The organism is Armatimonadota bacterium (assembly GCA_031081675.1).
GTDB classification, from domain to species: domain Bacteria; phylum Sysuimicrobiota; class Sysuimicrobiia; order Sysuimicrobiales; family Kaftiobacteriaceae; genus Calidihabitans; species Calidihabitans tengchongensis.
Window position 1 is genome coordinate 1 of sequence record JAVHLZ010000041.1, and the last position, 10,935, is coordinate 10,935.

Genomic DNA, 10,935 nt, shown 5'->3' on the forward strand with positions numbered 1-10,935 from the left:
TTCTAGGCCGCGGGAACGCGACCCGGACGCGACCGGGGGCCGCTGCCCGGGCGGCCCCCGGTCGTTGTGGGGGCCTCGCCCGCCGGCTGTGCCGTCGTCAGCCCGTCACCGCTCCCTCGGCCGCCGAGGAAACCAGGCGGGCGTACTTGGCCAGGGCGCCGGTGGCGTACCGCGGGGGCGGCGGGGACCAGCGGCTCAGGCGCGCGCGGATCTCGTCCGCCGACAGGTCCACGTCCAGGCGGCGGGACGGCACGTCGATGGTGATCACGTCGCCGTCCCGGAGGGCGGCCAGGGGCCCTCCCCGGGCGGCCTCGGGGGCCACGTGGCCGACCATGAGCCCCCGGGTGGCTCCTGAGAACCTGCCGTCGGTCACCAGCGCCACCGACTCCCCCAGGCCGGCGCCCACGAGGGCGGCGGTCACCAGTAGCATCTCCCGCATGCCGGGACCTCCGCCGGGCCCTTCGTAGCGGATCACCACCACGTCTCCGGGGCGGACCTCGCCGCTCCGCACCGCCGCGAATGCGGCCTCCTCCCCGTCGAACACCCGGGCCGGTCCCCGGTGCTGCTGGCGTTCCCCTCCCGCCAGCTTGACCACGCACCCCTCCGGGGCGAGGTTGCCCCGCAGGATCGCCAGCCCGCCCCACGGTTTGAGGGGGCGGTCCAGCGGGCGGATCACCTCCTGGCCGGGGGTCTCGCGGGCGGCGGCCGCCTCCTCGCCCAGGGTCTTCCCGGTGATCGTCAGCGCCTCCCCGTGCAGCAGCCCGGCCTCCAGCAACCGCCGGGCCAGCAGGCGGGTCCCGCCCGCGCGGTACAGGTCGGGCGCGCTGAACCGGCCCCCGGGCCGCAGGTCGGCCAGCAGAGGCGTCCGGGCGCTGAGGCGGTCGAAGTCGTCCAGGCTCAGGTCCACCCCCGCCTCGCGGGCGATGGCCAGCAGGTGGAGCACGGCGTTGGTGGACCCGCCGCTGCTGGCCACGGCGGTGATGGCGTTTTCCAGCGCCTGGCGGGTGATGATCCGGCGCGGCCGACGGTCCGCCCGGAGGACGTCCATCGCCAGCCGCCCGACGGCTTCGGCGGCGCCGTCCTTGGCTCCGTAGACCGCGGGAATCTCGTTCGCCCCCAGGGGGGAGATCCCCAGGAACTCGCACGCCATCGCCATGGTGTTGGCGGTGAACTGCCCCCCGCACGCTCCCGGCCCCGGGCAGGCCGCGGCCTCCAGCCGCCGCAGCTCCTCCAGGGTGATCCGGCCGGCGTGGTAGGCGCCGACCGCCTCGAAGACGTCCTGGATGGTCACCGCCCGCCCGTCCACCTCGCCCGGCAGGATCGAGCCGCCGTAAATCATGACCGCGGGAAGATCCAGCCGGGCCAGGGCCATCACGGTGCCGGGGATGGTCTTGTCGCATCCGGAAATCGCCACCAGGGCGTCCAGCGAGTAGCCCCGGGCCACCAGCTCGATGGAGTCGGCGATCACCTCGCGGCTGACCAGGGAGGTGCGCATGCCCTCCGTCCCCATGGAGATGCCGTCGGAGATGGCGATGGTGTTGAACTCTACCGGAGTCCCCCCCGCGGCCCGCACCCCGGCGCGGACCGCGTCCGCGAGCCGGCGCAGGTGGACGTTGCAGGGCATCATCTCGATCCAGGTATTGGCGATGCCCACCAGGGGCTTGCGCAGGTCCTCCTCGGTCCACCCCAGGGCGTACATGTAGGCCCGGGCCGGCGCCCGGTCCGGGCCATCCAGCATCGGCGCGCTGCGGGCGCGCAGCGGCGCGCTCATCGCCTCACCTCCTCGTCCGCTCCCACTGCCTCGACCACGGCCGCGCCCACCTCCGCGGTGGAGGCCGTCCCGCCCAGGTCGGGCGTCCGCACGCCCGCGGCCAGCACCCGGTCCACCGCCTCCTCCACGGCCCGGGCGGCCCCCGCGTGCCCGGCGGCGTGGCGCAGCAGCAGCGCGGCGCTGAGGATGGCCCCCACCGGGTTGGCCACCCCTCTGCCGGCCAGATCGGGGGCGGATCCGTGGACGGGTTCGTACAGCGAGGGGGGATGATCCCCCAGGCTCGCCGAGGGCAGCAACCCCAGCGATCCGGCCACGGCGCCCGCGGCGTCGCTGAGGATGTCGCCGAACATGTTCTCGGTGACGACGACGTCGAACTGGGCCGGCGCCCGCACCAGCTGCAGGGCGCAGGTGTCCACCAGCATGTGTTCCACCCGCACGTCGGGCGCCTTCGCCGCCTCGGCGGAGACCACCTCCCGCCACAGACGGGAGGTCTCCAGGACGTTGGCCTTGTCCACCGAGGTGACCTTCCGGCGCCGGGCGCGGGCCAGGGCCATCGCCACCCGTGCCACCCGGGCCACCTCGGGGGCGGAGTACCGCATCGTGTCCACGGCTCCGTCGGCGGTCCGGCCGCGGGGCTGGCCGAAGTACAGCCCCCCGGTCAGCTCCCGCACGATCACCAGGTCCGTCCCGGCCACCACCTCGGGGCGCAGGGGGGAGGCCTCCACCAGGGCGGGCGTCACCCGCACGGGGCGCAGGTTGGCGTAGACCCCCAGGGCGCGGCGGAGCTGCAACAGCCCGGCCTCCGGCCGCGCCGGCCCGGGGAGGTGATCCCACCGGGGGCCGCCGACGGCTCCCAGCAGGACCGCGTCGCTGGCCCGGCAGATCTCCAGGGTCCGCTCGGGCAGGGGCACGCCGGCCGTGTCGAGGGCGGCTCCTCCTACGGCGGCTTCGCTGAACACCATCCGGATGCCGAACCGCCGCCCGGCGGCTTCCAGGACGGCGACCGCGTGCCGGATCACCTCCGGCCCGATGCCGTCCCCGGGCAGGAGGGCCACCCGGAGCTCAGCCGGCACGGGTGTCGAAGGTGTCCTGGATGCGCTCGATCACCCAGCGCAGCTCCGCCGGATCTGTGGGCTCGCGCCCCAGGTCGCGCGCCAGCGTCTCGGCCAGCGTCCGCAGCAACGATTCCAGGCGCTCGGCGCCCGCGGACAGGTCTCCCATCGGCGTCCTCCCCTACGCCCTGCGTCGCGCCAGCTCGGCCCGGACGTACCCGACCAGGCCCCCGGCGGCCAGCAGGCGCTGCATGAACTCCGGCACGGGCGTGCCGGTGTAGGTCTCCTGCCGGGTGAGGTTGCGAATCGTGCCCGCAGACAGGTCCACCTCCAGCTCGTCGCCGTCAGCCACGCGGCCGCGGGCTTCGCGGCACTCCACCACCGGCAGCCCGACGTTGAAGGCGTTCCGGTAGAAGATCCGGGCGAACGACGCCGCCACGATGCAGCTGATGCCCGCCCCCTTGATGGCCAGGGGGGCATGCTCCCGGGAACTCCCCTGGCCGAAGTTCTCGCCGGCCACCAGCACGTCGCCCGGAGCGATGCGGGACCGCAGGGCGGGATCCAGGTCTTCAAAGACGTACCGGGCCAGCTCGGCCGGATCGGTGGTGACCAGGTAGCGGGCCGGGATGATGATGTCGGTGTCCACGTGGTCGCCCACGACGTGGGCCCGTCCGCGCAGCGCCATGGCGTCTCCCCCCTACACCGCCGCCGTCTCCCCGACCACCTCATCGGGGTGCACCAGCCGCCCGGCCACGGCGGCCGCCGCGGCCACCGCCGCATTGCTGAGGTACACGCGGCTGCCCCGGTGGCCCATGCGACCGACAAAGTTGCGGCTGCTGGTCGAGACGCACACCTCGCCGTCGGCCAGCACGCCCATGTGGCCGCCGATGCAGGGCCCGCAGGTGGAGGTGCTGACCGCCGCCCCCGCGTCCAGGAAGATCTGCAGCAGCCCCTCCTCCAGGGCCTGCCGGTAGATGGCCGGAGTGGCGGGGATGACCAGCAGGCGGGTGGAGGGGTGTACCCGGCGGCCGGCCAGGATGCGGGCGGCGACCCGCAGGTCCTCGAGGCGGCCGTTGGTGCAGGTTCCGATGAAGCACTGGTCCACCCGCACCCCGGCCGCCTCCCGCACCGAGACCACGTTGCCCGGCGAGGAGGGAGCCGCCACCACCGGGTCCAGGGCGGCGGCGTCGTACTCCCGCACGTCGGCGTAGGCGGCGTCCGGGTCGCTGCGATAGACGGTGAACGGCCGGCGGGCGCGGGGGCGCACCCACGCCAGGGTCGTCTCGTCGGGCTCCATGATGCCGTTTTTGGCGCCGGCCTCGACCGCCATGTTGGTCACGGAGAACCGCTCGTCCATGGTCAGGTGCGCCAGGGTGTCCCCGGCAAACTCGAGGGCGGCGTACCGGGCGCCGTCCACCCCGATGTCGCCGATGACGGTCAGGACAAGGTCCTTGCCGGTCACCCACCGCCGCGGCCGCCCCCGGAACACAATGCGGATCGTTTCCGGCACCCGCAGCCACAGGCGGCCCAGGGCCAGGGCGGCTGCCAGGTCCGACGACCCCACGCCGGTGGCGAAGGCTCCCAGCGCCCCGTGGTTGCACGTGTGGGAGTCGGCCCCGATGAACACATCCCCGGGCACCACGTAACCCAGCTCGGCCAGCAGCACGTGGGCGATCCCCGCGCGGCCCACGTCGAAGAAGTGCGGCAGGCCGTGGGATGCCACGAACTCCCGGGTCACCTTGCACTGCTGGGCCGAGGCGATGTCCTTGTTGGGCACGTAGTGGTCGAGGACGAAGGCCACCCGGTCGGGATCGAAGACCCGATCCACGCCCATCTTCTGGAATTCCTGGATGGCCAGGGGCGCGGTGATGTCGTTGGCAAACGCGAAGTCCACCGGGCAGTCGATGAGGTCCCCGGGGCGCACCGAGGGAGCGCCCACGTGGGCGGCCAGGATCTTCTCGGTGATGGTCATGCCCATCGGCTCACCCCCGGGCCACCGGTGTCTCTCCGGCCGGGGCCCCGGCGCGCCGGTGGAGGATCTTGTTGACGGCCGCCAGATAGGCGCGGGCGCTGGCTTCCAGGATGTCGGTGCTGCTGGCCCGCCCCACCACCAGGTCGGCGTCCCACCGGACCTTCACCACCGCCTCACCCACCGCGTCGGCCCCCCCGGCGGCCGCGCGCACGGTGTAGTCCACCAGAGCCGGCCGCAGGCCCAGGGCGTCGCCGAGGGCCTCAAACAGCGCATTCACCGGCCCGTCGCCGGTGGCGGTCCGCTCGACCCGTTCGTCGCCCCGCGCCACCGCCACGGTGGCCTGAGGGGTCCGGCCGGTGCCGGTGGACACGGCGAAACGCACCAGGTCCCAGGTCCGGGGCGCCGCGGCGAACTGCTCCTCCACCAGGGCGATGACCTCGTCCGGGAGCACGGTCTTCTTGCGGTCGCACACGTCCTTGAAGCGGGCGAACGCCCGGTCCAGCTCCTCCGGCCCCAGATGGATGCCGGCATCCTGCAGGACCTTCTCGAAGGCGTGGCGGCCTGAGTGCTTGCCCAGCACCAGCCGGTTGGCGGGCAGCCCCACCGAGGCCGGGGTCATGATCTCGTAGGTGCGCCGATCCATCAGGACGCCGTGCTGGTGGATGCCGGCCTCGTGGGCGAAGGCGTTGGCGCCCACGATGGCCTTGTTGGGCTGCACGTCCACCCCGGTCAGGGCGCACAGGAGCCGGCTGGTGGGATAGATCTGGGTGGTGTCCACGCCGGTGGCCAGTCCCAGCAGGTCGGCGCGGGTGCGCAGGGCCATGATCACCTCCTCCAGGGCGGCGTTGCCGGCGCGCTCGCCGATGCCGTTGATGGTCCCCTCCACCTGCCGCGCGCCGGCCCGCAGGCCCGCGAGGGTGTTGGCGGTGGCCAGGCCCAGGTCGTTGTGGCAGTGCACGCTCACGGTCACCCGGTCCATGCCCGGGACCCGCTCCCGCAGGGTGGCCACGAGCGCCCCGTACTCGTCGGGCAGCGCATAGCCCACGGTGTCGGGGATGTTGATGACGGTGGCCCCTGCCCGGATGGCCGCCTCAAAGACCCGGCACAGGAAGTCGACCTCTGACCGGGTGGCGTCCTCGGCGGAGAATTCCACCTCCGGGGCCATCCGACGCGCCAGGGTCACCGCCTCCCGCGCGGCCTCCAGGACCTGCGCGGGGCTCATGCGGAGCTTGCGGGCCATGTGGATGGGCGAGGTGGCGATGAAGGTGTGCACCCGCGCCCGCTCGGCCGGCCGCACCGCCTCGGCGGCGGCCTCGATGTCCCGGGGGTGAGCCCGGGCCAGAGCGCAGATCACCGGGCCGCGCACCTCCCGGGCGATGCGCCGGACGCCCTCGAACTCCCCGGGCGAGGAGACGGGAAAGCCCGCCTCGATCACGTCCACGCCCAGCCGGGCCAGCTGGCGGGCCAGTTCCAGTTTTTCCTCCGGCCACAGGGAAAACCCCGGCGACTGCTCGCCGTCCCGCAGGGTCGTGTCGAAGATGGCCACCCGGTCTGCCACGGCGGGTCCCTCCCTCACGAGGCCGGCGCGGGGGCGCCTGCCTTCTTGCGGCGGCTCAGCCAGGGCATCATGGCGCGCAGCCGCCGCCCGACCTCCTCGATGGGATGGCGTTCCTCCTGGCGGCGCTGCTCCAGGAAGTTGGGGCGCCCGGCGCTGTTTTCGCTGACCCACTCCCGGGCGAACGTGCCGTCCTGGACCTCCCGCAGGATCCGCTTCATCTCCGCCCGGACCTTCTCGTCGATGATCCGGTGTCCCCGGCTGTAGTCGCCGTACTCGGCGGTGTCGGACACCGAGTACCGCATGTAGGACAGCCCGCCCTCGTAGATGAGGTCCACGATGAGCTTCATCTCGTGGAGGCACTCGAAGTAGGCCACCTCGGGCTGGTAGCCGGCCTCCACCAGGGTCTCGAACCCGGCCTTGATGAGGCTGGCAATCCCCCCGCACAGCACCGCCTGCTCCCCGAACAGGTCGGTCTCGGTCTCCTCCTTGAAGGTGGTTTCGATGACCCCGGCGCGGGTGCACCCCACCGCCCGGGCGTAGGCCAGCGCCGTCGCCCGGGCCCGGCCGGTCACGTCCTGATGCACCGCCAGCAGCGCCGGCACCCCCACTCCCTCGGTGAACAGCTCCCGCATCCGGTGGCCCGGAGCCTTCGGGGCCACCATCACCACGTCCACGGTGGGGGCGGGAACGATCTGTCGAAAGTGGATGTTGAAGCCGTGGGCGAACAGCAGCGTGTCCCCCGGATCCAGGTGCGGGGCCACCTCCGCCTCGTAGGTCGGCCGCTGCACGTGGTCGGGCAGCAGCATGGCCACCACATCCGCCCGGCGCACCGCCTCGGCCGTGGGCGCCACCTCGAAACCGTCGGCGGTGGCCCGGGCCCAGGACGGCGCGCCCGGATACAGCCCCACCACCACCTGGATGCCGCTGTCCCGCAGGTTCTGGGCGTGGGCGTGGCCCTGGCTGCCGTAGCCGACGACGGCCACGGTCCTGCCCGCCAGCGGGTCCAGGGGCGCGTCCTGGTCGTAGTAGATGGTCGCCATCGTCCATGCCTCCTTGCGCGTCCCGCCCGGGATCGGGGGCCTCGGACCTCCTCCCCGGCGCGTCAGGTTGCCTGCGCTCCCCGCACCAGGGTGACCTGGCCGGTGCGGGCCATCTCGCGGATCCCGTACTTTTTCAGCAGCTCGATGAAGGCGTCCACCTTCTCGCCCCGGCCGGTGACCTCCAGGGTCATGGTGCGGTCGGTCAGGTCCACCACGCTGGCCCGGAACACGTTGGCGATCTCCATGATCTCCAGCCGCGTGCCAGGGGTCACGTTGACCTTGACCAGCGCCAGCTCCCGGTCCACCGTCGGCAGCCCGTCGATGGCGGTGGCCCGCAGCACCTCCACCAGCTTGCGCAGCTGCTTGGCGAACTGCTCGGTGCGGTCGGGGGCCGTGTCCACCACGATGGTCATCCGGGACACGGACGGGTCCTCGGTGGGCCCCACCGACAGGCTGTGGATGTTCACCCCCCGCCGGCGGATCAGCCCGGCCACCCGGACCAGCACCCCCGGGGCGTTCTGGACCAGGACCGAGATGGTGGCCGCGTGGGTTCCCTCAGCCATCCAGGATCATCTCCGCCACCGACTGGCCCGAGGGAATCATGGGCAGGCAGTTCTCCTCGGGGTCGCACAGGATGTCCACCACGCACGGGGTGTCCTCGGTGGCCAGCGCCGCCTGCAGGGCGGGCTCCACCTCCTCGGGACGCTCCACCCGAATCCCCCGCGCCCCGAACACCTCCGCCAGCCGCGCGAAATCGGGGTTGCGGAGCAGAGACGCCGACAGCCGCCCGCGGTAGAAGAACGACTGCCACTGGCGGACCATCCCCAGGGCGTTGTTGTTGAGGATGATGATGGGCAGACCCAGGCGGTGCTCCACGGCGGTGATGAGATCCTGCAGGGTCATCATGAACCCGCCGTCGCCCACCACGGCGATCACCTGCCGGTCGGGGCGCGCGAACTTGGCGCCCATGGCCGCGGGGAAGCCGAACCCCATGGCTCCCAGGCCGCCGGAGGTGATGAAGGTCCGCGGCTCCCGGCAGCGGTACCACTGGGCCATCCACATCTGGTGCTGGCCCACGTCGGTGGCCACGATGGCCCGCCCCCCGGTGAGGCGGTTGAGGAGGTCGCAGACGTACTGGTGGCTGATGCGCCCGTCCCGCTGCCGGTAGCGGAAGGGATAGCGCTCGCGCCACTCCTCGATCTGCTTCCACCAGGCCTCGATCTGGGGCGGCCGCACCTGGGGCACCAGGGCGGCCAGGACCCGCTTGGCGTCGCCCACGATGGGGATGTGGGCCGGTTTGTTCTTGCCGATCTCCGCCGGGTCGATGTCGATGTGGATGATGCGGGCGTGGGGGGCGAAGTCCTTCAGGCGCCCGGTGACCCGGTCGTCAAACCGCACGCCCACGGCCAGGATGACGTCGGCGCTGTTGATGGCCCAGTTGGCGTAGGCGCTGCCGTGCATGCCCAGCATGCCCAGGCACCGGGGGTGGGTCTCGTCCATGGCCCCCTTGCCCATGAGGGTGAGGGTAACGGGGATCCCTGTGCGCTCCACCAGGGCGGTCAGCTCAGGGGTGGCGCCGCTGCTGATGATCCCCCCGCCGGCGTAGACGATCGGGCGCTGGGCCTCCGACAGCGCGCGGGCCGCCTCGGCGATCTGGTTCGGGTTGCCGTCCAGCACGGGCCGGTAACCGGGCACCTGGGGCTCGACGGTCAGGTCCGGCTCGCACAGTTCCTGGGAGACGTCCCGGGGGATGTCCACCAGAACCGGTCCCGGCCGCCCGGTGCGGGCCAGGTAGAAGGCGGTGCGCACGGCCCGGGGGATGTCCGCCGCGCGCATCACCAGCATGTTGTACTTGGTGATGGGCATGGTGATGCCGGTGACGTCGGCCTCCTGGAAGGCGTCGTTGCCGATCACCGGGCGGGGGACCTGGCCGGTGATGGCCACGATGGGCACCGAGTCCATCATGGCGTCGGTGATGCCGGTGACCAGGTTGGTGGCGCCGGGACCGCTGGTGGCGGTGCACACCCCCACCCGTCCCGACGCCCGGGCGTATCCCACCGCCGCGTGGGCCGCCACCTGCTCGTGGCGCACCAGGATGTGGCGGACGTCCCGGGCGTCGTAGAGGGCGTCGTAGATCGGCAGCGACGCTCCCCCGGGATGGCCGAAGAGGATCTCCACTCCCTCCCGGCGGAGGGCTTCCACCAGGGCCTGGGCGCCGGTCATCTGCCTGCCGGTCGCCGGCGAAGACTTCCGGGAGGCCGTGATCGCGCGTGCCATCGCCATCACCTCGGTCGTCAGAAAACACGCCGCGGGACCACCCTAAGGGCGGGTGATCCCGCGGTACCACCTTAGTTCCCCGCCGCGCGGTCCTGCCCGCATGAGCGGGCCGCCCGTCGGGGCTCTCAACCCGGTATCGGTGGGAACCCGGCAGCGCCTGCGGCCCCCGGGGCGTGGGCGCTGCGGCTCGGAGACGAGTTCGGCGGCGCGACGCGGCCGGCTTTCACCTGGTCCGGCTCTCTGGGCGCGTCCTCGATCCGCCTACTGCTTCTCCTCCTCGCCCGCGACGATCAGACGATAGACAAAAGCCTGGGCGATAGATCCTGTGAGGAACCTACCCCTCAGGCTTTTGTCCTGACGGTGTAACAGCCTGACCGGCTGCCTGCGCCGCTTGGACCGACCGGCCCTTGTGGGACCGTGGAACCCTAGGCGCACTTCCTCATGCAGATCGGGCTTTTGCCCGCAAATGTAGCAGGACCGCGCAGGCGTGTCAACCCCCGCGGTGGTGGCGGCGGGCGCCGGAGTCGGAGCTCTCCCCGCCCGCCGCCGTCAGCACCCGGTGTTCAGTCCTGCCAGCTACTGGCCCAGCGCCTTGAGAGCCTGGCCCAGCAGGTCCGCCACGCGGCCGGCGCCGGTCTTGACCTGACCCAGGTCGTTGGACTTCAGGGTCTCCACCGCCAGTTCGTCGGCCCGGCGGGCCGCATCCAGGGCGGTACTGGCGCCCATCTGGTAGGCGCGGACAGCCGCATCCAGGTCCGGGAGGATCCCGTTGCCCTGGCCCTGGCACGGGTTGCCGGCCTGGGCATCGTAGTTCTTGCCGCGGGGCCCCTCCAGGCAGTTGACCACGTGGCTGAGGTGCCACCGGGCGTCCCGCAGCGCCTCCGAGCGCGCCGAGTTGGTGGCGTGGGCCTGGGCCGTCTTCACCTGGCTGGTCAGGCCCGCGGGCGCCTGCTCGTAGCCATAGCCGCCTCCGCCGTACTGGGCGACGGCTGCCGTCCCGGCCCAGATCACCAGGGCGGCAGAGGCCAGCAGCGCGAGCATGGACCATCTGTTGAACACCTGACTCACCTCCCGGGAGGAATTCTCCCCTCCCGACGGTGCGCCGGAGAGGTAACGGGCGCGTCACGGGGCCGCCGGAGTCCCGCACGGCTCCGCGGGGGGCGGCTGTGCTAGAATGCAGGTGTGCGGTGACCGTAGCTCAGCCCGGTCAGAGCGCCTGGCTGTGGCCCAGGAGGTCGGGGGTTCAAGTCCCCTCGGTCACCCCA

At 72.6% G+C, this 10,935-nt stretch carries 10 protein-coding genes and 1 tRNA gene; 1 reads left to right on the plus strand and 10 read right to left on the minus strand.

Features of this window, described 5'->3' with window-relative positions:
• Window positions 1–97: 97 nt before the first annotated feature.
• The 10 genes from ilvD to RB150_11150 form a co-directional block, all read right to left on the minus strand.
• Window positions 98–1,771 carry a dihydroxy-acid dehydratase gene (ilvD, locus tag RB150_11105; protein ID MDQ7821082.1) on the minus strand — a complete coding sequence of 558 codons (1,674 nt, stop codon included), beginning with the start codon at window positions 1,769–1,771 and terminating at the stop codon, window positions 98–100.
• Window positions 1,768–2,844 carry a 3-isopropylmalate dehydrogenase gene (gene leuB, locus RB150_11110; protein MDQ7821083.1) on the minus strand — a complete coding sequence of 359 codons (1,077 nt, stop codon included), beginning with the start codon at window positions 2,842–2,844 and terminating at the stop codon, window positions 1,768–1,770. Before leuB ends, ilvD begins: the two co-directional genes overlap by 4 nt.
• Complete coding sequence (locus tag RB150_11115) at window positions 2,834–2,992, minus strand: hypothetical protein (GenBank protein MDQ7821084.1); 159 nt, start codon at window positions 2,990–2,992, stop codon at window positions 2,834–2,836. The genes leuB and RB150_11115 overlap by 11 nt, the downstream gene beginning before the upstream one ends.
• Window positions 2,993–3,004: 12 nt before the next feature.
• Window positions 3,005–3,508: a 3-isopropylmalate dehydratase small subunit gene (locus tag RB150_11120; GenBank protein MDQ7821085.1), complete on the minus strand. Its 504-nt coding sequence runs from the start codon at window positions 3,506–3,508 to the stop codon at window positions 3,005–3,007.
• A 12-nt stretch (window positions 3,509–3,520) separates the two neighbouring features.
• A complete protein-coding gene (locus RB150_11125; protein MDQ7821086.1) occupies window positions 3,521–4,801 on the minus strand; it encodes a 3-isopropylmalate dehydratase large subunit in 1,281 nt (426 codons plus the stop codon).
• A 4-nt stretch (window positions 4,802–4,805) separates the two neighbouring features.
• On the minus strand, window positions 4,806–6,353 hold the full coding sequence (locus RB150_11130; protein MDQ7821087.1) for a 2-isopropylmalate synthase: 1,548 nt from the start codon (window positions 6,351–6,353) through the stop codon (window positions 4,806–4,808).
• Window positions 6,354–6,367: 14 nt separating this feature from the next.
• A complete protein-coding gene (gene ilvC / locus RB150_11135; protein MDQ7821088.1) occupies window positions 6,368–7,393 on the minus strand; it encodes a ketol-acid reductoisomerase in 1,026 nt (341 codons plus the stop codon).
• Window positions 7,394–7,455: 62 nt separating this feature from the next.
• Window positions 7,456–7,956, minus strand: a complete 501-nt coding sequence (gene ilvN / locus RB150_11140) for an acetolactate synthase small subunit (protein ID MDQ7821089.1) — start codon at window positions 7,954–7,956, stop codon at window positions 7,456–7,458.
• The gene (gene ilvB / locus RB150_11145) at window positions 7,949–9,670 is read right to left on the minus strand and encodes a biosynthetic-type acetolactate synthase large subunit (GenBank protein MDQ7821090.1); all 1,722 of its coding nucleotides are present in this window, start codon (window positions 9,668–9,670) and stop codon (window positions 7,949–7,951) included. Before ilvB ends, ilvN begins: the two co-directional genes overlap by 8 nt.
• 576 nt (window positions 9,671–10,246) lie before the next feature.
• Window positions 10,247–10,729 carry a hypothetical protein gene (locus tag RB150_11150; GenBank protein MDQ7821091.1) on the minus strand — a complete coding sequence of 161 codons (483 nt, stop codon included), beginning with the start codon at window positions 10,727–10,729 and terminating at the stop codon, window positions 10,247–10,249.
• Between the two features lie 128 nt (window positions 10,730–10,857).
• Here RB150_11150 and RB150_11155 point away from each other — a divergent pair.
• Window positions 10,858–10,935: transfer RNA gene (locus RB150_11155), tRNA-His, on the plus strand.

What these genes read in the sequence shown, in the direction of transcription:
- ilvD (MDQ7821082.1), bottom strand. Translation starts at nt 1,771, where the DNA reads ATGAGCGCGCCGCTGCGCGCCCGCAGCGCGCCGATGCTGGATGGCCCG.
- RB150_11115 (MDQ7821084.1), bottom strand. Translation starts at nt 2,992, where the DNA reads ATGGGAGACCTGTCCGCGGGCGCCGAGCGCCTGGAATCGTTGCTGCGG.
- RB150_11120 (MDQ7821085.1), bottom strand. Translation starts at nt 3,508, where the DNA reads ATGGCGCTGCGCGGACGGGCCCACGTCGTGGGCGACCACGTGGACACC.
- RB150_11125 (MDQ7821086.1), bottom strand. Translation starts at nt 4,801, where the DNA reads ATGGGCATGACCATCACCGAGAAGATCCTGGCCGCCCACGTGGGCGCT.
- ilvC (MDQ7821088.1), bottom strand. Translation starts at nt 7,393, where the DNA reads ATGGCGACCATCTACTACGACCAGGACGCGCCCCTGGACCCGCTGGCG.
- ilvN (MDQ7821089.1), bottom strand. Translation starts at nt 7,956, where the DNA reads ATGGCTGAGGGAACCCACGCGGCCACCATCTCGGTCCTGGTCCAGAAC.
- ilvB (MDQ7821090.1), bottom strand. Translation starts at nt 9,670, where the DNA reads ATGGCACGCGCGATCACGGCCTCCCGGAAGTCTTCGCCGGCGACCGGC.